Raw genomic sequence first — 20,460 nt, 5'->3', positions numbered from 1 at the left:
ACCAGAGGGGGCGAAACGACCGGTCACCAGGCGTGTGCCGGCCACCCGCGCTAAACCGGAATCGATCGCCCGCGAATCCTGATTCCGAGCCGCACGATGCCGATCACCGCATTCGACAGCCACGTGAGCAAGCGCGGCATCCCGCGCCGGCGGATATCGAGCAGCAGCGCGATTCGCACTGCGTCGCTGTCGTTCCACACCTCGTGCATGAACGTGTCGTCCCACAGCAGGAAACGTCCTTCCGCGAGCCGGTATTCGTGGCCGTCTATCTTCAGCACGGCGGCCGGCGTGCCGTCCGCGCGCTTCGGCATCGACAGCACGAGATAGCCGCGCAGGATGCCGCGAAACGGCCCGCGATGCGGCGGGATGTGCTTGCCGGGCGCGAGGAACGACAGCGATGCCGACAGCACGTCCGGCGAAGTCGCGATGATCGACGCGACGGTCGGGCAGCGCGACAGGTTGCGCGGGAACGGCTGGCCGTACGCCTGCATGATGAACATCCGCCAGTCGCGTGCGTCGTTGGCCGAGATGTCGTATTGCTCGCGCATGATCTCGTGGAAGCGCGGGATGCGCGGCATGTCGCGCGCCACGGCGAATGCCTCTGCCTGGATGGCGGGCCACGCATGGACGAAGCGTTCAGCGTCGGGAAACGCGGCCGTATCGAGCACCGCGCCGCCGTCGATATGGCGGTCGTACAGCGTGCGCAGCAGGCCGGCTGCATAGTCGTAAGCGACGGACATGGGCGATCGAAGGGCGATCCGAAAAGGGTGACATCAGTCTGCCCGAAGCGCGTCGGGCGCTGCGTTACGTCAGGTTACGCCGGCTGACGAAAGAATGACAGTTCCATGAACATCCGTTCCGGGCGCTCCCGAGGCCGGGGAAGCCGAGCGACTCGGATCGGGATACGCGGGAATAAACGCACGCGCTCCGTCGTCATACGGGTGTAGCACGTCGTCTCGTTGACTTCTCGAGGAGTGGATCATGAACAAGCATTGGCTGGTGGCCGCCGCCGTGGCGGCGATTTCTTTCGCGGGCGTCGCGGCGCCCGCATCGGCACAGGCGCTGACGCGCGCGCAGGTCACGCAGCAACTGATCGATGCTGAAAACCACGGGCTTCGCCTCGTGACCGATACGTCGTATCCGGACGTGAGCCCGCTGTTCCAGCAGCAGGTCGAACAGATGCCGCAGCGCCAGGCCGGCACGGCGGTCGGCAGCGAGCCGGCCGCCTCGTCCGATGCGGGCAAGCCGGCGACGATGGCGCCGCGCCAGCGTTCCGCCGCATGCGTCGGCCCGGCGAGCTTCTGCACGATCTATTTCGGCAGCTGACGCAGCCGCCTGCGTTCGCAGGGCAGGCATTCACCCAGGTTGATCGATACGGAACATTGAAGGAGTTCATGATGAAAGCATATATCGCAGTCCTGACGATGATCGGAGCGATCGTCGGTCAGTCGGCCTTCGCGCAATCGGCCGCTCCGCTGACGCGCGCGCAGGTTCGCGACGAACTGATGCGCCTGGAAGCAGCCGGGTACGACCCGGCGAAAGGAGACGAAGGCGAGTATCCGGCGGATATCCAGGCGGCGGAAGCGAAGCTCGCCGAGCAGGACCGGGCGCGGATGGCGGCTGCCGCCGCGCATGCACCGGCGGCCGGTATGCCGGCGCAGACCAGCAACTAGGTGTCGACATGATCTTGTGCGACTTCAGGCCGTCGTGTTCGCGGCACAGCCGTCCGGCAGCCCTTCGTGCCGCTCGACGCGACACAAGGGCACCAGCCGCCGTGCCCGTCATCGCGCGCCGCTTCGCGCGGCGCCGCGATCATCTCGCCGGCCGCGCGCGATGGGCAGGCAGGCCGATCGCGCGATGAGCCGGAGCGAAGACGGTATCGGCCCTGGCGACAGGCCGGTTCATGCGCGCAACGGCATGCCGTGCTGCCGGCCGGGGGATCACCAGGGCATCATGCGCTGCACGATCTGATCGCGCAGCACGAAGCGGTGCGCCAGCGCCGCTGCCACATGCAGGCAAATGCCGGCGAACAGCACCCAGGCGAGGATGCCGTGCACATCGCCCATCGCGTGGCCGAACCCGGAGCCGGCCGCCGACAGCGCGGGCAACGGCACGATTCCGAGCAGCGTCACGCCCCATGCGCGCGACGACGCGTTGATCCAGCCGAGCAGCGGCACCGCGATCAGCAGCGCGTAGAGCGCGAAATGCGTGACGCCGGACAGCGCACGCATCGTGGCAGACAGGTCGCTCGCGGGCGGCCGATGCGTCACGCGCCACAGCACGCGGCAGGCCATCGCGGCGAGCAGCGCGGTGCCCACGATCAGGTGCGCGGCGATCAGGCCGACTGGCTGCGTATCGCGATGCACGTCGGGCATCGTCCAGCCGATCGCATATTGCGCGACGATCAGCGCGACGATCAGCCAGTGAAGAAAGCGCGCAACGGCGTCATATCGGGCGGGCGTGGACATGGGGACTCCTGGCGGACGATGGAGACGGTAACGATCGGGCGGATTCTACGGCCGTATCCTTAACGAAACGTTAAGCACGCGGCATCTCACGCGACGAGCGGTTGCCGGTTGCGCCTGCCGGCATCGCTGCGCCCGCGCCCGCCGAAGGCAGCGCAATGGCGACACCGAGGCCCTGGCCGCCGATGCCGGGCCCGAACTGCACGGTGCCGCCGAAGTATTGCGCGATGCGCGTGACGATCGACAACCCGAGCCCGCTGCCGGGCGACTGCGCGCCGCTGCCGCGATAGAAGCGGTCGCCGAGCCGCTCGTGCTCGCCGGGTGCGACACCGGGCCCGTCGTCGCGCACGACGATGCGTTGCAGCGCGCCGTCGTCGTGCACGCCGAGCTCGATGCGGCCGCCCGGGCGGCCGTACTTCACCGCGTTGTCGACGAGGTTGTCGAGCAGGATGCCGATCAGGATCGGATCGGCGTCGATCGTTCGTCCGGAGACGGGGCCGGCCACGAGGTCGATGGCCTTGTCCGCCGCCTTCGCGAGATGGCGGTCGAGGGCGGCTTCGACGAGTTCGCGAACGGCGACGGCGCGCGTCGGAATGCGTTCGTATTCGTCGAGGCGCGCGAGCAGCAGCAACTGGTCGGCGAGCCGCGCGCTGCGGTCGACGCCTTGAACGACCCGCTGCATCGCCAGCTGCTGTTGCGCCGGATTGTCGGTCGCGATGGCCACCTGGGCCTGGACCTTGATCGCGGCAAGCGGCGTCTTGAGCTCGTGCGCGGCGTCGGACGTGAACGCGCGCTCGCGCACGATCGATTGACGCAACCGGGCCAGCAGGCGGTCGATCGCGTCGACCAGCGTGCGCACTTCGTCCGGCACGGTGGCGATGTCGAGCGGTTCGAGCGAGCGCGCGTCGCGCGCGCCGATCATCATCGACAGCGTCTTCAGCGGTGCGAGACCGCGTCCGATCAGGTACCAGAGGAGGAGCGCCAGCACCGGGAGCGCGACGATCAGCGGCAGGACGATGCCGCGCGCGATGCCGGTCGCCAGGTCGCTGCGCGTGTTCGCGGTTTCCATCACGCGGATCCAGCGCCCCGACGCGCCGTCGCGCAGCGTGTGCGTGCGCCATGTCGCGTCGCGGATGACGATCGTTTCAGGGTCGCCATGCGGGTCGCGCGCATCGGGCAGGCCGGCGGCGTCGGCCGGCAGGCTCGACGCGACGACCTGGCCCCGTGCGTCGCGCACCTCGAACAGCACGTCGCGCGGCAGGCGATCGCCGTCGGTTTCGGGGCCGGGTTTCGACCCGTGGCGATCCAGTTCGACGCGCGCGTCCGGCGGAACACGGGCGAGGCGGTCGAGGTCGGCAGGCGAGAGATTGACCAGCAGCGACGCATATTCGACGAGGCGGGCGTCTTCCCATTCGCCGATCTCGCGCGTCGCATACCGAAAGCTGCCGAATACGGCGACGAGCCACACGACGGTCACGCAGCCGAGCGCCATCGACGAAACGCGGCGCCGTATCGAGCGGGAGATCATCCGAGGTCGACGACGTAGCCGATACCGCGAACGGTGCGGATCAGTTCCGCGCCGAGCTTCTTGCGCAGGTTCGAAACATGCACCTCGATCGCATTGCTTTCGATACCTTCCTGCCAGCCGTACAGGGCGTCCTCGAGGCGCGAGCGCGACTGCGGCGTTCCCGGGTGGCCGACGAGCTGGACCAGGATGGCCCACTCGCGCGACGTGAGCGCAATGCGCGATGCATCGCGCGTCACGGTGTGGGCGGTCAGGTCGATCGTGATGTCGCGCCACACGATCTCGTCGCCGGCGCGGCCCTGCGAGCGGCGCACGAGCGCACGGCAGCGGGCGAGCACTTCGGTCAGTTCGAACGGTTTCGCGAGATAGTCGTCCGCGCCGTCGTCGAGGCCGCGGACGCGGTCGGCCACGGTGCCGCGCGCGGTCAGTACCAGCACGGGGACGGTATCACCCGCATCGCGCAACGCACGCAGCAGTTCGGTGCCCGATTTCCCGGGCAGGCCGAGATCGAGCACGACGAGCGCGAAGCGCGTCGTCGCGAGGGCGACGGCGGCTGCGTGACCGTCGCGCAGCCAGTCGACGTGATAGCCGGCCTGAGTCAGGCTGATCTCGAGGCCGCTGCCGATCAGGTCGTCGTCTTCAACAAGGAGGAGTCGCATGGTCGATTCGGGGGCGGATGCCTGCGATTGTACGAGCGCGGCCGCGCACGCCGTGCAACGGATTGTAATTGTGCGGGATCAAACTTCCCCCGATTCTGAAGAACGCTTAATGTTCGGCGGCGGCAATCCCGCTACCATCGGCCACAACATTTCCAGGGGGATTCTCCGCTTCCCCTGATCCCGAACCGGGTCAGGCCTGTCCGGCTGGCCCGTCAATCCGCGACCTTGCCGATCGATATCCGGTCGACGCGAGTCGCCCGTACGGGAGAGTCTTTCCTCATGGCACCCTCAACGATCGAGCGATGGCGCGCCTACCTGCTGATCGCCGCGCTGGCCGGCATGGTCGTTCAGTGCTTCGTGCTGGTTTCATTGCTTGCGCTGCGCGTACCCCAGGCATTTTTCACGACGATGACGTTTCGCATCTGGATCGTCGTCGCGATCGTCACTGCGATCCTTTCGGTTCGCAAGCTTGCCGAGACGGCGTTCAGGGCCGCGCTGGCATGCGGATTCGCGCATGTGACCGGAATCGACCGCCACACGGTAGCAGTTTCATCCGATTGCGCGTACCGTCGCTTGGTCATCCTTCATATCCGGCTCAACGGGAATCGGTTCCGCTACGCACACGGGTGAGCCCGCCTTCGCGCGTGCCGGCCCCGAGAGGCGCCGTGGTCCGGCCGGGCCACCACTGAGGAGTCGCATGGTATTGCTGCATGTGCTGCACGCGCTGGCCGGCGTGATGTCGATCGTCTGCGGATTGGGCGTATTGCTGGGTATTGCCTATACGATCACGGCCAGCGTGCTGGTCGGCCGGTTCTTTTCCCGGGCGGCGGCCCAGCCGAGCGAGTATCCGGGCGTGACCGTCGCGAAGCCGCTTCACGGCGACGAGTGGCAACTCGTACAGCATCTCGAAAGCTTCTTCGTGCAGGATTACCCTGGCCCGGTCCAGCACCTGTTCGGTGTGCACGATGCCGGCGACGCGGCACTCGCGGCCGTCGAGACGCTGCGTGCGCGCTATCCCGACGCGAACATCAAGGTCGTCGCCGATGCGCGGCTGTACGGGCCGAACCGCAAGATCGGCAATCTCGTGAACATGCTCGAACACGCGGAGTATTCGGTGCTCTGTTTCGCCGACAGCGACGTGCTGGTCGAGCGCGATTATTTGCGCGCGGTCGTCGGCGCGTTACAGCAGCCGGATGTCGGCATCGTGACGAGCGTGTATCGCGGCGTCGCATCGCCGGGTTTCTGGCCCGGTGTCGCCGTCGCGATGACGAACTACCATTTCCTGCCGGGCGTGATCACCGGGCTTTTCATCGGGCGCGCGCGGCCATGCTTCGGCCAGACGATTGCGATCACGCGCGCGACGCTCGAGCGCATCGGCGGCCTCGTGCGATTCGCGCATCACCTGGCCGAGGATCACGCGCTGGGCGAAGCGGTGCGGCAGGTGGGCGCGCAGGTCGTCATTCCGCCGTTCGTCGTCGGGCATGCCTGTGTCGAGGAGACGTTCGCGAAGCTGTACGCCCACGAGTTGCGCTGGAGCTGCACGATTCGCGCGGCGGACCGGCTCGGTCATGCCGGCTCGGTGCTGATGCACCCGATGCCGCTCGCGCTGCTGGCGCTGCTGTTCTCGGGCGGCACGGCCGCCGCGTGCGGGCTGGCGGTCGCGGCGCTCGCCGCGCGGGTGGTGCTGATGCTGAAAACGAGCCGTGCGACCGGCGCGGGCCTGCGCGGCGCGATCTGGCTGCCGTTCGTCGATCTCCTGCAGTTCTTCGTGTTCGTGTCGAGCTTCTTCTCGTCGCATGTCGTGTGGCGCGGCACGCGCTTTCACGTCGACCGGGAAGGGCTGTTGTCGCCGGTGAGCGAATCATGACGACGCAGGCGAACCCCGGCGCCGACGCGGCCCGGAACGCCGCGCGCAGCGACGCGCGGCTTCGGCACGCGGGGCAGGCGGCGGCGCTGGGCGGGCTGGCGCTCGCCGTGTGGCTGATCTGGCGTGAGCATCCGCTGGAAATCCTGCATCGCCTGCAGATCGCCGGCGCGGGGTTGCTGCTCGCGGCGCTGGCCCACCTCCTGCCGATGCTCGCGAATGCGTGGGACTGGCGGATGCTGATCCGCGGCCCGCGCCGGCCGTCGTTCGCGGCGATGCTGAAACTCGTGTGGATTCGCGAATCGATCAACGGCTTGCTGCCGGTCGCGCGGATCGGCGGCGAGATCGTGTCGTTCGGCCTGCTGCGGCAGGCGGGCGTGCGGCCGGCGACGGCCGTGGCCAGCCTCGTCGCCGACATGCAGCTGACGCTGATCAGCCAGCTGGTGTTCGCGCTGGTCGCGATCGGCTACGTACTCGAGCACGTCTCGTCCGATGCCGCGCGGGTGGCCGGGAACCTCGCGATCGGCATGGCCGCGCTGGTGCCGGTGCTGCTGCTGTTCGCGCTGGTGCAGCATGCGCGGCCGTTCGAGCGCGCGATGCGCGTGGTCAACCGCATCACGAGCGGGAAGGTGGTGGCGCTCGTCGGCGAATCGGCGCGTACCGATCAGTCGATCCGGATGATCTGGAGAAAGACCGGCATCGTCGTGCGCTACCTCGCGATCTGGCAGACCCTGCAGTTCGTGGGGTACGCGCTGGAAATCTGGCTCGCGCTGTATTTCCTCGGCGCGGAGCCGACCTTCGCGCAGGCGCTCGCGATCGAGGCGCTGATCCAGCTCGTGAGCAGCATCGCGTTCCTGATGCCGGGCGGACTCGGCGTGCAGGAGGGCGGGTTCGTGCTGATCGGCGGGCTGCTCGGGTTCGATCCGCCGACGTGTCTCGCACTGGCCGGCGCGCGCCGCGTGCGCGACCTGCTGTTCTATCTGCCGGGCCTGCTCGCATGGCAGTGGGCGGCCGGTTCGGCGAACCGGCCGGGCGGCGCGAACCGCGCGTCGTTGCCCATCGGGGAATCCGCGCGGCCGCATTGATGCGGCCCCGTAGCCCGTGCCCGCTCGGTGGGCGGCGCGCGGCGCGGGAGTCAGCGCCGTTCGTCGGCGAGATGGCTGCGGATCACGTCCGCGAACGACGTGTCGCCCTTCAGCCCGAGCGCTTCGGCGCGCGACGTATCCCAGCGGCCCGGCCAACTACCGACGATCTTCTCGACGCGCTCGTCGGGCACATGGCGGATCAGCTTCACGACTTCGTCGCCTGCGACTTCGCGCAGCGCCGCGATCATTTCGTCGACCGATACCGACAGGCCGGGCAGGTTGATCACCCGTTTGTTGCCGAGCTTCGCGCTGTCGATCTCGCAGCCCGCGACGAGCGCTTCGATCGCGCCGCGCGGCGACAACAGCCATAGCCGCGTCGAACCCGGCACCGGGCACACGCTTTCCTCGCCGTTCAGCGGCTCGCGGATGATGCCGCTCGCGAACGACGACGCGGCCGCATTCGGGCGGCCCGGCCGCACGCTGATCGTCGGCAGTCGCAGCACGCGGCCGTCGACGAAGCCGCGCCGCGCGTAGTCGCACAGCAGCAGCTCGGCGATCGCCTTCTCGGCGCCGTACGACGATTGCGGGTTCAGCGCGGTGTCGTCCTGCACGACGTCGGGCAGCGTGCCGCCATAGACCGCGACCGAGCTCGTGAACACGACGCGCGGCTGGTGGCCGCGCGCGCGGCACACTTCGAGCAGCGCACGCGACGCGTCGAGGTTGATCCGCATGCCGAGATCGAAATCGGCCTCGGCCTGCCCGCTGACGATCGCCGCGAGGTGGAAGATCGCACCCGTTTGCGTGTCGATCGCGCGTTCGAGCACCGCGCGCTCGGCGATGTCGCCGACGATCGACGTCACGCGAGTGTCGCCGAAATCGCTGCCTTCGACGACGTCGAGCAGCACCAGCTCGTCGATCTTCGCGCTGCGGCCGTCGGGGCCGGTCAGTTCGCCGCGCTCGAGCAGCTTGCGCGCAAGACGCTGGCCCAGAAAGCCGGCGCCGCCGGTGATCAGTACTTTCATGTTCTTTACCCTCAATGGAATACGGGAATTACAGGTACGGCTTGATCCAGCCGAGCCCTTCCGACGTGCCGGCCTTCGGGCGGTACTCGCAGCCGATCCAGCCGTCGTAGCCGAGCGTGTCGATCAGCTCGAACAGGTACGGGTAGTTGAGTTCGCCGAGATCCGGCTCGTGGCGTTCGGGCACGCCCGCGATCTGGATATGGCCGATGCCCGCGAAATCGCGCTTGAGCTTCATCGCGAGATCGCCTTCGACGATCTGGCAGTGGTAGCAGTCGAACTGCACTTTCAGGTTCGGCGCGCCGACTTCCGCGCGGATCGCCTGTGCGTCATCCTGGCGGCTCAGGAAATAGCCGGGCATGTCGCGCTGGTTGATCGGCTCGATCAGGATCGTGATGCCGTGCGCGGCGGCGGCCTGCGCCGCATGCCGCAGGTTCGACAGGTAGGTGTCGCGATGGCGTGCACGGTCGGCACCCGGCGGCACCATGCCGGCCATCACGTGCAGCTTCTTGTTGCCGAGCACGCGTGCATAGTCGAGCGCCTGGTCGATGCCGCGCCGGAACTCGTCCTCGCGGCCCGGCAGCGACGCGGTGCCGCGTTCGCCCGCGGCCCAGTCGCCGGGCGGCGCGTTGAACAGCGCCTGTTCGAGATTGTGCGCGTCGAGGCGCGCGCGGATGTCCTCGGCGGCGAAGTCGTACGGGAACAGGTACTCGACGGCCTTGAAGCCGTCGTAGGCGGCAGCGGCGAAGCGTTCGAGGAACGCGTGCTCGGTGTACATCATCGAGAGGTTGGCGGCGAAGCGTGGCATGGCAGCGGGTCCTGTGAATGAGTGGGGCGGGGCGTACGGGGCCCCGCGTCGAATGGCGACTCAGAGGTTCAGCGGTTCACGAGTTTCGCGGGCGTGAGCCACACGGCGATCGCGCCGATCACGAGCATCGCCGCCAGCACGTACATGCCGGACGCCGTGCTGTGCGTGACGTCCTTCAGGTAGCCGATCACGTACGGGCTCGCGAATCCGGCGAGGTTGCCGACCGAGTTGATGATCGCGATCCCGGCCGCGGCCGCGGAGCCCGCGAGGAAAGCGGTCGGCAGCGACCAGAACAGCGGTGCGCAGGTCAGCACGCCGCCCGCCGCGAGCGACAGGAACACGATCGACACCGCTGTATTGTGCGAGTACGACGCAGCGACCGCAAACCCGAGCGCGCCCATCAGCGCCGGCACGATCAGGTGCCAGCGGCGTTCGCGGCGCTTGTCCGCGCTGTGGCCGAACAGGTTCATCACGACGATCGCGACGAGGAACGGGATCGCGGACAGCAGGCCGATCTGCAGCGTATCGGTGATGCCGGTCGATTTCACGAGCGTCGGCATCCAGAACGTGAGGCCGTACTGGCCCGTGACGAACGCGAAGTAGATCAGCGACATCCACCACATGCGCGGGTCCGCGAACACGGCCTTCAGCGAATGGCCGTGCTTCTGCTGCTCCTGCGGCTGCGCGGCGATCTCGTCCTCCAGCAGTTGCTTCTCGCGCTCGTCGAGCCAGTTCGCGCTGCGGATGCTGTTGTCGAGATACAGGATCGTCGCGATGCCGACGAGCACGGCCGGCACGGCTTCGATCATGAACATCCATTGCCAGCCGTGGAAACCCGAGCCGCCGTGAAAGCGCTCCATGATCCAGCCCGACAACGGGTTGCCGAAGATGCCCGACACGGGAATCGCGGACATGAACACCGCGATGATCTTCGCGCGGCGATGTGACGGGAACCAGTACGTGAGGTACAGGATCACGCCGGGATAGAAGCCGGCTTCCGCGAGGCCGAGCAGGAAGCGCAGCACGTAGAACTGCGTCGGTGTCTGCACGAACGCGAACAGCGCGGACAGCAGGCCCCACGTGATCATGATCCGCGCAATCCAGATGCGTGCGCCGATCCGGTGCATCAGCATGTTGCTTGGCAGTTCGAATAAAAAATAGCCAAGAAAGAAGATGCCGGCGCCGAGCCCGAACACGGTTTCGCTGAACGCGAGATCCTGCGACATCTGCAGCTTCGCGAAGCCGACGTTCACGCGGTCGAGATACGCGACCACGTAGCAGAGCATCAGGAACGGCACGATGCGCCAGAACACTTTCTTGTAGGTGCGGTCGAGTTCCGCGGCGTGGGCGGGCGCAGCGGGCGAGCGGCCAGCGGCCGCGTCGAGAGCAGTCATCGTCGTCTCCAGGGTGTTGTCTGCCGGCGGCGCGACCGCCGCCGGATCATGTGTGTGCTGACGGAAGGGCCCGCGCACACGGCGGGCATGGAAATCGTTGCGTGGCGCGTCGTTACCAGCGCGCGCCGAAGCTCACGCGCAATTCGTCGATCGCGGCGTCGTCGAGCGGTTCGGGTTTCGGGTTCGTCATCAGCCACAGCCGCGCCGTTTCCTCGAGTTCTTCGAGCGCATACGACGCGTGCGACACCGACGCTCCCCACATCACCGGGCCGAGGCGGTCGAGCAGCACGCCGCGCACCTGGTCGGCGAGCGCCGCCACTTCGGCCGCGACGCCCGGATCGCCGGGGCGGCGGTAGCGGATCAGCGGAATGTGGCCGACCTTCATCACGTAGTACGGCGTGATCGGCGGCAGCACGTCGGTGTCGCGCCACACGCCCGCAAGCGTCAGTGCGACGAGATGCGTCGAATGCGTGTGGACGACGCCGTTCGCTTCGGCATTGCGTGCGTAGATGCCGCGATGCAGGGCGAGCGTCTTCGACGGCTTGCCGCCCGATACGGGCTGGCCGTCCGTGCCGACCTTCGCGATGTCGTTCGGGTCGAGCCGGCCGAGGCACGCGTCGGTCGGCGTGATCAGCCAGCCGTCGGGCAGCCGCGCGCTGATGTTGCCGGCGCTCCCGACTGCGTGGCCGCGCGCGTACAGGCTCGCGCCGACGACGCAGATCTCTTCGCGCAGTTTCGCTTCGTCGCTCATCGTGCGGCTCCGTCCAGCGCGCGCAGCGCCTTGTCGAAAAAGTCCGTCGTGCCGAAGTTGCCGGACTTCAGCGCGAGGCCGAGCGGCTGCGCGTCGATGGTGGCCGTCGCCGGCACGCCCGGATCGATCTGCGCGCCGATCTGCAGCGACTTCACGTCGAGCGCCTGCACGACTGCGCCGGACGTTTCGCCGCCTGCGACGACGAACTTGTGCACGCCTAGTTCGCGCAGGCCGCGCGCGATCGCCGCGAGCGTGGTTTCGACGAGATGGCCGGCCGCTTCGACGCCGAGCGTTTGCTGCACGGCCTTCACTTCGTCGGGCGTCGCGGTCGCATAGATCAGCACGGGTTGCGGCAGGTGCGAGCGCGCAAAGGCGAGCGCCTGGTCGACGACGGGTTCGCCACGCGACGCCGCAAGCGGATCGATGCGGAAGCTCGGCCGCGTCGCGCGCCATGCGGCGACCTGCGCGTTGGTGGCCTTCGACGCGCTGCCGGCGAGCACAGCCGACAGGCCGTCGATGCGCGGCAGCGACGCCGCGTTGTCGCGTTCGGGCAGTTGCTCCGCGCGGCGGAAATTCGCGGGCAGGCCGAGCGCGATGCCCGAGCCGCCGGTGACGAGCGGCAGGCCCGCGCAGGCTTCGCCGAGCACGTAGAGGTCACGGTCCGACAGCGCGTCGGCGATTGCGAAGCGCGCGCCTTCCGCGCGCAGCTGGTCGATCCGCGTGCGCACGGCGGCCGCGCCCAGCGCGATCGTGTCGTAGCGGATCAGGCCGACGGGCGACTTCGTTTGCCGCTGCAGTACGCGCACGAGGTTCGCGTCCTTCATCGGCGTGAGCGGATGGTTCTCCATCCCCGATTCGTTCAGCAGCACGTCGCCGACGAACAGGTGGCCGCGATAGATCGTGCGGCCGTTCTCGGGGAACGCCGGGCACGCGATCGTGAAGCCGCCGCCGGCCGCATCGAGCAGCGCATCGGCGACGGGCCCGATGTTGCCTGCGTCGGTCGAGTCGAACGTCGAGCAGTACTTGAAGAAAAATTGCCGGCAGCCTTGCGCGCGCAGCCATTCGTACGCGGCGAGCGATTGCGCGACGGCGTCGGCGGCGGGGATCGTGCGCGACTTCAGCGCGACGACGATCGCGTCCGCGTCGAGCGTGTTGCCGGCTGCGGCGCCGTCGGCGGGCACGCCGATCGTCTGCACGGTGCGCATGCCGCTCTTGACGAGCATGTTCGCGAGATCGGTCGCGCCGGTGAAATCGTCGGCGATGCAGCCGAGCAGGGGACGGGAAGCGGAAGCGGTCATGGCAGGAACGTCGTTCGAATCAGCGGGCAGGCGGCAGCGTGATGCCGGGGAAAGTCTTGATCACGGCGGAATCATCCTCGCCGCCGTGGCCGGCGCTCGACGCGCTCATGAACATCTGGTGCGCGGTGGCCGACAGCGGCAGCGGGAACTTGCTGCGGCGCGCGGTATCGAGCACGAGGCCGAGATCCTTCACGAAGATGTCGACGGCCGACAGCGGCGTGTAGTCGCCGTTCAGGATGTGCGGTACGCGGTTCTCGAACATCCACGAATTGCCGGCGCTGTGCGTGATCACGTCGTACAGCGCGTCGGCGTCCACGCCTTCGCGCAGGCCCAGCGCCATCGCCTCGGCCGCTGCGGCGATGTGCACGCCGGCCAGCAACTGATTGATGATCTTCACCTTCGAGCCGATGCCGTGCGCGTCGCCCAGGCGATAGACCTTGCCGGCGATCGCGGCGAGCACGTCCTCGCAGCCCGCGTATGCGGCGGCCGGGCCCGACGTCATCATCGTCATTTCGCCGGAGGCCGCACGCGCTGCGCCGCCGGACACGGGCGCATCGAGCATCTGCAGGCCGGCGGCCTCGATGCGTGCGCCGAGCGCCACCGCGAACTCGGGCGCAACCGTCGCACTCGCGATCACGACGCCGCCCGGCTTCATCGCCGCGACCGCGCCGTGCTCGCCGAACAGCACCGTTTCGGTCTGCGCGGCATTGACGACGAGCGTGACGACGACGTCGCACTGCGCGCCGAGTTCGGCGGGCGTCGCGCAGGCGATGCCGCCTTCGGCGGCGAACGCCTGCAGCACGGTGTCGCGCACGTCGCAGGCGTGCACGCGCAGGCCGGCGCGCAGCAGCGAGCGTGCGACGCCGAGGCCCATCGCGCCGAGGCCGATGACTCCAACATTTCGTGACATGGTCAACCTTGATCGATTCGGGAGAGGTTCGTGACAGCGGCGGCGCCGGCATTGGCCGCGGCAGCGGGCTTCAGCAGATGCCGGCTTCCGCGAGACGGCGAGCGGCGTTGTACATGTGCGTGCGCGCCGCGTTGCGTGCGGCCATCGGGTCGCGCGCGCGGATCGCGTCGGCGATCGCCGCGTGTTCCTCGCGCACCTGGCGCGAAAAGTCCTCGCGTGTCGCCTCGTTGCGCCGCGTGACTTTCACACCGGCTTCGAGGTACTGGTTCAGGAACTGCAGCGTCTTCAGGAAATACGGGTTGCCGGTGACGGCCGCGATCGTGCGGTGGAACGCGACATCTTCCGCGACGCCGTCGCGCCCTTCGGCCACTGCGTCGTCGATTTTGCGCAGCGCATCGTCGATGTCGGCCATGTCTTCATCGGTGTGATGCAGGGCCGCTTCGGCCGCGACCTCGGCCTCGATCGCGCGGCGCACCGCGAGCAGGTGCGGCAGCGAGGTGGCCTCGACCGCTTCCGCGTAGTCGATCCGCAGCGGCCGGATCGCGCCGTGCTGGTTCACGAATACGCCGCTGCCCTGGCGCGGCTCGACCACGCCTTCGTTCTTCAGCCGCGAGATCGCCTCGCGGATCACGGTGCGGCTCACGCCGAATTCCTGCGCGAGCACGGCTTCGGTCGGCAGCTTGCCGGTGGCGGAGAAACTGCCGACTTCGATCTGCTTGAGCAACTGCTGCGCGACGTGATCGCTCATCGCACGGGCGGGAATTTTCTCGAACATGGTGCTCTGGTTTGTCAGGTTATGTGGTCATCATACAAATTTGAGTGCAACGAGGCATCCGGGATAACCCTCGGATAACGGGAGTGAACGTCGGTAAAATTGATTGAAACCGGTTCCAATTAAGGTTAATTTCACGTGATCCGGTTGATATTGCGTTCGGTTGGAAACGAGCGGATTGGGGGCCGGTGCATGGGCGCGCCGGACCACGCACGGTCAGGCGTCGTTGAGGAGAGGTCGGATCTTATGGTCGCAGATTTGCCACGCGACCTGCCCGGGGTGGCTCAGGACGAGGGTCCCGAAGCGGGCGGAAAAGCGTTTGAGTTGAAGTGCGTCGAGATGTTGTCCGGGAAAGCACAGTACCCCGTACCGGCCCAGATTTGTCCTGATCGCGGCAATCTCTGGTTCATCGAGTGGCCGGCTTAGATCGACAGCGTCGACTCGTGCACCGAGGTTTCCGGTGCCGGGCATGATCTTCATGAAATACCCCGATTCTGAAATGCAGCTTTATGGACGTTTTTAAAAACGACGATATGCATGCATTTCCGATCAGAACATGATCATTATTCCGGTCAATGCCCATCCGGTTCTGAACCACGCGTAGATCCCAACCATCAGCATAAATATCAGGACGACCGCGCAAAGGTCGATTGCCGGGGAGTCGGGATCGACCTGTGTATGGCGATGATGCGATGGGGATTCCGCTTGAGTCCGGTTGCCACGCACCCGTCCCCCCGACTGGTATTCGACTCCAGTCAACCTGCGCTTGACCGCCGGGATTATTCGCGTAGCCACGTGTTGAACCTCGATTTGTGAAACGGCATAACGAAAATCTGGCTTGTTTACATCTGAACATTCACGGTCATCTTATATTTGACGACTTGCAATGTAAAATATCCGCTTGGTTTTATATGCATATAAATTTTGTATGCTCGGGAGGCGGAATGGAATTGCGTCATCTGCGTTATTTCGTGGCGGTGGCCGAGGAGGAGCACATCACGCGCGCGGCGGAGCGGCTCGGCATCCAGCAGCCGCCCCTCAGCCAGCAGATTCGTGATCTGGAGCGGGAACTGAATGTGTCGTTGTTCGAGCGCACGGCCCGCAGCATCCGGCTCAATCCGGCCGGCAGGATTTTTCTGGAGGATGCGCGTGCGTTGCTGGCGCTGGCCAATGCTGCCGTGTTGCGCGCGCAGCAGGCCGATCGTGGCGAACTCGGCAGGATTTCAGTCGGTTACACCAGTTCGGCGTCGTTGCATGAAGACGTACCGCGCGTCATCCAGCAGTTCCGGTCCTGTTATCCGCAGGTGCGGCTCGAGGTGCACGAGAATACGACGCGCGACCTGCTCGATGCCGTTGCCGCTCGCGCGGTCGATGTCGCATTCGTTCGGTCGTGGCCGTCTCGATATCCGGGGCTGTGCGCACTGACGTTGACCGAAGAGGCAATGTCGGTCGCGTTGCCGACCCATCATCCGCTGGCGCGCGAAACCCGGCCGATCGCACTGGGCGCGCTTGCCGACGAACCCTTCATCATGTATCGCCGGGCAGAAGGGCCGGGGATCTGGGACGATCTGCTCGCGGCCTGCCGGCGAGCCGGGTTCGTCCCGCGCGCGGTCGAAGAAGTGCCCCGCTTGCTGTCGGCGGTCACGATGGTGGCGGCCGGACTCGGCATTTCGATCCTGCCGCGTTCCGCGCAATCGCTGCATCGGGGGAGCGTCGTATTCCGTCCGCTGGATGACGCTTCGACCTTCCACGTGCCGCTCAATCTGGTCTATCCGGCCGAACTCGACCTGTTGCCGGTGGCGCGATTCGTCGACATCGCAAAGGAAAGTCTCGCCGTGCGGCCGGCAGGCAAGCGGTAACGGGGCACTATCGCAGGGCAGTGAGCGCTCGCCCACCTACGCTCAAGCGTCTTCTTCCGCGACGATATCCACGCCGCCAGCCGCCACTTCTTCCCCGCCGCGCTCCCGATAAGCCGCCGGCGGCACACCGAACTGCTTGCGGAACTCGCGCCCGAGGTGCGACGCATCGGCGAACCCGCAGCTCGACGCGATATCGGCCACCGTGCGGTCGGAACTCGTCAGCAGCCACGCGGCCGTGCGCAGCCGCACCTGCTTCGCGAACGCCTGCGGGCTCTTGCCCGTTTCGGCCTTGAACAGCCGCTCGAGCTGCCGCGTCGACAAATCGAGCTTGTTCGCGAGCTCGTCGAGCGACAGCGCCCGCCCGACATGCTGTTCCATCAGGAGAATCGCGCGCTTGACCTTCGGGTGCGTCGCCGGCTCGAGGCCTGGCGGATGCGGTTGCGGCGCATTGCCTTTCTGCATCTCGCCGACCAGCAGGATGCGCAGCGCCTTCTGCACCGTGGCGTGATCGAAATGGCGCAGCAGGATCGCGGCGGCAACGTCGATCGACGCGCGGCCGCCCGAACAGGTGATGCGGCGCCGGTCGATCACGAACAGCCGGTCGGCGATCAGGAGGTCGGGATCGGCGGCCGGAAAGCGCTCGATGAAATCCCAGTAATGGAACCAGCTCACGCAGGTGCGGTAGCCGTCGAGCACGCCGGCGCGCATCAGCGTGAACACGCCGGTGCAGATGCCGACGACGGTTGCGCCGCCGGCTGCCGCGCGGCGAATGAAGTCGAGCGTCTCGGGGCCCGCCTGCGGCCCCGAATGCAGCAGCCCGCCGACCACCACCACGTAGTCGAACGGCTCGGCCGCGTCGAACGTTTCCCACGGCGTGATCTGGATCCCGCAGCTCGCGCGCACCGGCGCGAGCGTCTCGCCGATCACGCTCCACGCGCAGCGCACGGGCTTGCTGTAGTCGCCGTCGTCCGCCGAGAGCCGCAGCATGTCGACGAAGCCCGAGAAGGCCGTCAGCGTGAAGTTCGGCAGCAGCACGATGCCGAAGCGGATGCGGCGCGGCGCGGGTTCTGCGAGGGGAGAAGCGGGTACGTCAGGTGTCATCGCGGCCAATCTCTTCACGCCGGGCGGGCGGTCTCACTCAGTCTGTTGATACGGGTGATGCGGGTACGGCGGTCGGGCGCGGCCGGGGCGGCGCGGATGAAGCCAGCGTCGCCGATCGGCTCCGGCCCGACTTGTGGTTTTCCGTCGCGAACCATCGCCAAAACGCACTTTCCGGCCTGCCGGCGTGGCGCTTGGCGGCGATGTCCCACGCCGATGCCGTTTTTGTTCTATCGGCCGATTTTACGCTTTGATGTACTGGTGCCCAACGTCACTTGATGTATGTCCCCATCCAGAGGAAGCCAGATGAACGTCAGCGCGTTCGACCTGTTCAAGATCGGCATCGGCCCGTCCAGTTCGCATACGGTCGGCCCGATGATCGCCGCGTGCCGCTTCGCGTCGCACGTGGAGGACGCGAACCTGCTCGGTTTCGTGCGCCGCGTGCGGGTCGAACTATACGGCTCGCTCGGCGCGACCGGCAAGGGCCACGGCACCGACAAGGCCGTGCTGCTCGGCCTCGAGGGCCACCTGCCCGATACGATCGATCCGGACCTGATCGAGCCGCGGCTTGCCGCGATTCGCGCGGAGAAATCGCTGTCGCTGCTCGGCAAGCAGACCGTCCGCTTCGAGGAAAAGGAGCACATCGGCTTCTATCGCAAGCTGATGAGCGGCACGAGCATCGTGCACCCGAACGGGATGCGCTTCCAGGCCTTCGACGAGCACGGCCAGCTGCTCGTCGAGAAAGAGTATTACTCGGTCGGCGGCGGCTTCGTCGTGAACCGCGACGGCGATCGCGTGAACGGCGTGCGCGCGGCGGTCGAGGTGCCGTATCCGTTCCGTACCGGCGACGACCTGATGCGCCAGTGCCGTGAACACGGGCTGTCGATCGCCGAGCTGATGATGCACAACGAAGGCGCGCTGCGCCCCGCCGACGAAGTGCGCGCCGGGCTGCTCGCGATCTGGCGCACGATGGCCGCCTGCGTCGAGCGCGGCTGCAAGGTCGAGGGCGACCTGCCGGGCCCGATGCGCGTGAAGCGCCGTGCGGCCGAGCTGAACGCCCGCCTGCGTGAGCGTTCGGAAGAGTCGCTGCGCGACCCGCTGTCGATGCTCGACTGGGTCAACCTGTATGCGATGGCCGTCAACGAGGAGAACGCGGCGGGCGGCCGTGTCGTCACCGCGCCGACCAACGGCGCGGCCGGTGTGATTCCCGCGGTGCTGCACTACTACGTGAAGTTCGTGCCGGGCTCGAACGAGGCCGGCATCGTCGAATTCCTGATGACGGCCGCGGCGATCGGGATCATCTACAAGGAAACCGCATCGATCTCCGGCGCGGAAGTCGGCTGCCAGGGCGAAGTGGGCGTCGCGTGCTCGATGGCGGCCGCTGCGCTCGCCGCCGTGATGGGCGGCACACCCGACCAGGTCGAGAACGCGGCCGAGATCGGCATGGAGCACAACCTCGGGATGACCTGCGACCCCGTCGGCGGGCTCGTGCAGATCCCGTGCATCGAGCGCAACGCGATGGGCGCGATCAAGGCGCTGAACGCGTCGCGCATGGCGCTCAAGGGCAATGGCCAGCACTACGTGTCGCTCGATTCGGTCATCAAGACGATGCGCGAGACGGGCGCCGACATGAAGACGAAATACAAGGAAACGTCGCGCGGCGGTCTGGCCGTGAACGTCATCGAATGCTAACGAAGGATCACTAACATGAGCCGCTACTCGATATTCAGCCTGTTCCGCAACGGCCTCTCGTACCACGAGAACTGGGAAAAGCAGTGGAAGAGCCCGGAACCGAAGAAGGAATACGACGTCGTGATCGTCGGCGGCGGCGGCCACGGCCTCGCGACCGCGTACTACCTCGCGAAAGAGCATGGCATCACGAACGTCGCGATCCTCGAGAAGGGCTGGATCGGCGGCGGCAACACCGCGCGCAACACGACGATCGTGCGCTCGAACTATCTGTGGGACGAATCGGCCGCGCTGTACGAGAAGGCGATGAAGCTGTGGGAAGGGCTGTCGCAGGACCTGAACTACAACGTGATGTTCAGCCAGCGCGGCGTGATGAACCTGGCCCACACGCTGCAGGACGTGCGTGACACCGAGCGCCGCGTGAACGCGAACCGCCTGAACGGCGTCGACGCGGAATTCCTGACGCCCGCGCAGATCAAGGAAATCGAGCCGACCATCAACCTGAACAGCCGCTACCCGGTGCTCGGCGCATCGATCCAGCGCCGCGCGGGCGTGGCGCGTCACGACGCGGTGGCGTGGGGCTTCGCGCGCGGTGCGGATCGCGCGGGTGTCGACATCATCCAGAACTGCCAGGTGACGGGCATTCGCCGCGAAGGCGGCGCGGTGGTCGGCGTCGATACGGTGAAGGGTTTCATCAAGGCGAAGAAGGTCGCGGTGGTCGCGGCCGGCAACACGACGACGCTCGCCGACATGGCCGGCGTGCGCCTGCCGATCGAAAGCCATCCGCTGCAGGCGCTGGTGTCCGAGCCGATCAAGCCGGTCGTCAACTCGGTGATCATGTCGAACGCGGTGCACGCGTACATCAGCCAGTCCGACAAGGGCGACCTCGTGATCGGCGCGGGCATCGACCAGTACACGGGCTTCGGCCAGCGCGGCAGCTTCCACATCATCGAAAGCACGCTGCAGGCGATCGTCGAGATGTTCCCGGTGTTCTCGCGCGTGCGGATGAACCGCCAGTGGGGCGGCATCGTCGACGTGTCGCCGGACGCGTGCCCGATCATCACCAAGACCGACGTGAAGGGCCTCTATTTCAACTGCGGCTGGGGCACCGGCGGCTTCAAGGCGACGCCCGGCTCGGGCTGGGTGTTCGCGCACACGATCGCCCGCGACGAACCGCATCCGCTGAACGCGCCGTTCGCGCTCGACCGTTTCTACACGGGCCACCTGATCGACGAGCACGGCGCTGCCGCCGTCGCGCACTGAA

General features: G+C 67.2%; 20 protein-coding genes and 1 pseudogene. 8 read left to right on the top strand and 13 right to left on the bottom strand.

Going from position 1 to position 20,460, the window contains the following annotated elements; genetic code table 11:
- Positions 1-50: 50 nt before the first annotated feature.
- On the bottom strand, positions 51-740 hold the full coding sequence (locus HAV18_RS36310) for an aspartyl/asparaginyl beta-hydroxylase domain-containing protein (protein WP_166965431.1): 690 nt from the start codon (positions 738-740) through the stop codon (positions 51-53).
- Between the two features lie 241 nt (positions 741-981).
- Between HAV18_RS36310 and HAV18_RS36305 the strand changes: the two genes are divergently transcribed.
- Positions 982-1,326, top strand: coding sequence for a DUF4148 domain-containing protein (locus HAV18_RS36305; protein WP_166965429.1), 345 nt, complete (start codon positions 982-984; stop codon positions 1,324-1,326).
- A 71-nt stretch (positions 1,327-1,397) separates the two neighbouring features.
- On the top strand, positions 1,398-1,673 hold the full coding sequence (locus HAV18_RS36300; RefSeq protein ID WP_166965427.1) for a DUF4148 domain-containing protein: 276 nt from the start codon (positions 1,398-1,400) through the stop codon (positions 1,671-1,673).
- Positions 1,674-1,940: 267 nt separating this feature from the next.
- Here HAV18_RS36300 and HAV18_RS36295 read toward each other — a convergent pair whose 3' ends face one another.
- The 3 genes from HAV18_RS36295 to HAV18_RS36285 form a co-directional block, all read right to left on the bottom strand.
- Positions 1,941-2,468 carry a cytochrome b gene (locus HAV18_RS36295; protein ID WP_166965425.1) on the bottom strand — a complete coding sequence of 176 codons (528 nt, stop codon included), beginning with the start codon at positions 2,466-2,468 and terminating at the stop codon, positions 1,941-1,943.
- A 70-nt stretch (positions 2,469-2,538) separates the two neighbouring features.
- The gene (locus HAV18_RS36290; protein WP_166965423.1) at positions 2,539-3,993 is read right to left on the bottom strand and encodes an ATP-binding protein; all 1,455 of its coding nucleotides are present in this window, start codon (positions 3,991-3,993) and stop codon (positions 2,539-2,541) included.
- Positions 3,990-4,649, bottom strand: coding sequence for a response regulator (locus HAV18_RS36285; RefSeq protein ID WP_166965421.1), 660 nt, complete (start codon positions 4,647-4,649; stop codon positions 3,990-3,992). The genes HAV18_RS36290 and HAV18_RS36285 overlap by 4 nt, the downstream gene beginning before the upstream one ends.
- A gap of 225 nt (positions 4,650-4,874) precedes the next feature.
- Here HAV18_RS36285 and HAV18_RS36280 point away from each other — a divergent pair, with 225 nt between their 5' ends.
- The 3 genes from HAV18_RS36280 (at position 4,875) to HAV18_RS36270 (ending at position 7,598) form a co-directional block, all read left to right on the top strand.
- The gene (locus tag HAV18_RS36280; RefSeq protein ID WP_166965419.1) at positions 4,875-5,279 is read left to right on the top strand and encodes a hypothetical protein; all 405 of its coding nucleotides are present in this window, start codon (positions 4,875-4,877) and stop codon (positions 5,277-5,279) included.
- A gap of 67 nt (positions 5,280-5,346) precedes the next feature.
- The gene (gene hpnI / locus HAV18_RS36275; protein WP_208102261.1) at positions 5,347-6,516 is read left to right on the top strand and encodes a bacteriohopanetetrol glucosamine biosynthesis glycosyltransferase HpnI; all 1,170 of its coding nucleotides are present in this window, start codon (positions 5,347-5,349) and stop codon (positions 6,514-6,516) included.
- The gene (locus HAV18_RS36270) at positions 6,513-7,598 is read left to right on the top strand and encodes a lysylphosphatidylglycerol synthase domain-containing protein (protein WP_166965417.1); all 1,086 of its coding nucleotides are present in this window, start codon (positions 6,513-6,515) and stop codon (positions 7,596-7,598) included. Before hpnI ends, HAV18_RS36270 begins: the two co-directional genes overlap by 4 nt.
- A gap of 50 nt (positions 7,599-7,648) precedes the next feature.
- On the opposite strand, the gene denD is transcribed toward HAV18_RS36270, so the two are convergent.
- The 8 genes and pseudogenes from denD to HAV18_RS36230 form a co-directional block, all read right to left on the bottom strand.
- Positions 7,649-8,620: a D-erythronate dehydrogenase gene (gene denD, locus HAV18_RS36265; protein ID WP_166965415.1), complete on the bottom strand. Its 972-nt coding sequence runs from the start codon at positions 8,618-8,620 to the stop codon at positions 7,649-7,651.
- Between the two features lie 28 nt (positions 8,621-8,648).
- On the bottom strand, positions 8,649-9,425 hold the full coding sequence (otnI, locus tag HAV18_RS36260; protein WP_166965413.1) for a 2-oxo-tetronate isomerase: 777 nt from the start codon (positions 9,423-9,425) through the stop codon (positions 8,649-8,651).
- Positions 9,426-9,493: 68 nt separating this feature from the next.
- Positions 9,494-10,819 carry an MFS transporter gene (locus HAV18_RS36255; RefSeq protein WP_166965411.1) on the bottom strand — a complete coding sequence of 442 codons (1,326 nt, stop codon included), beginning with the start codon at positions 10,817-10,819 and terminating at the stop codon, positions 9,494-9,496.
- 112 nt (positions 10,820-10,931) lie between these two features.
- A complete protein-coding gene (locus tag HAV18_RS36250) occupies positions 10,932-11,570 on the bottom strand; it encodes an aldolase (protein ID WP_166965409.1) in 639 nt (212 codons plus the stop codon).
- The gene (otnK, locus tag HAV18_RS36245; protein ID WP_166965407.1) at positions 11,567-12,868 is read right to left on the bottom strand and encodes a 3-oxo-tetronate kinase; all 1,302 of its coding nucleotides are present in this window, start codon (positions 12,866-12,868) and stop codon (positions 11,567-11,569) included. Before otnK ends, HAV18_RS36250 begins: the two co-directional genes overlap by 4 nt.
- Positions 12,869-12,887: 19 nt before the next feature.
- Positions 12,888-13,808 (bottom strand): annotated as a pseudogene (ltnD, locus tag HAV18_RS36240) (L-threonate dehydrogenase); the annotation flags it as partial.
- A gap of 40 nt (positions 13,809-13,848) precedes the next feature.
- A complete protein-coding gene (locus HAV18_RS36235) occupies positions 13,849-14,553 on the bottom strand; it encodes a FadR/GntR family transcriptional regulator (RefSeq protein WP_166965405.1) in 705 nt (234 codons plus the stop codon).
- A 213-nt stretch (positions 14,554-14,766) separates the two neighbouring features.
- On the bottom strand, positions 14,767-15,030 hold the full coding sequence (locus tag HAV18_RS36230) for a TauD/TfdA family dioxygenase (RefSeq protein ID WP_166965403.1): 264 nt from the start codon (positions 15,028-15,030) through the stop codon (positions 14,767-14,769).
- Between the two features lie 332 nt (positions 15,031-15,362).
- Here HAV18_RS36230 and HAV18_RS36225 point away from each other — a divergent pair, with 332 nt between their 5' ends.
- Entirely contained in the window at positions 15,363-16,409 is a 1,047-nt protein-coding gene (locus HAV18_RS36225; RefSeq protein ID WP_166965401.1) for a LysR family transcriptional regulator, read from the top strand.
- A 42-nt stretch (positions 16,410-16,451) separates the two neighbouring features.
- Here the strand turns inward: HAV18_RS36225 and HAV18_RS36220 are convergent, their stop codons facing one another.
- A complete protein-coding gene (locus HAV18_RS36220; RefSeq protein ID WP_166965399.1) occupies positions 16,452-17,510 on the bottom strand; it encodes a GlxA family transcriptional regulator in 1,059 nt (352 codons plus the stop codon).
- A 303-nt stretch (positions 17,511-17,813) separates the two neighbouring features.
- Here HAV18_RS36220 and HAV18_RS36215 point away from each other — a divergent pair, with 303 nt between their 5' ends.
- Together HAV18_RS36215 and HAV18_RS36210 are read left to right on the top strand one after the other, a co-directional pair.
- Entirely contained in the window at positions 17,814-19,199 is a 1,386-nt protein-coding gene (locus HAV18_RS36215) for an L-serine ammonia-lyase (protein WP_166965397.1), read from the top strand.
- 15 nt (positions 19,200-19,214) lie between these two features.
- Entirely contained in the window at positions 19,215-20,459 is a 1,245-nt protein-coding gene (locus HAV18_RS36210) for a sarcosine oxidase subunit beta family protein (protein WP_006480591.1), read from the top strand.
- The last annotated feature ends 1 nt before the right edge of the window (position 20,460 follow it).

The organism is Burkholderia sp. D-99 (assembly GCF_011605345.1).
Lineage (GTDB): Bacteria > Pseudomonadota > Gammaproteobacteria > Burkholderiales > Burkholderiaceae > Burkholderia.
Note: the sequence above shows the minus strand (reverse complement) of the source record. Positions and strands in the feature narration are given on the sequence as shown.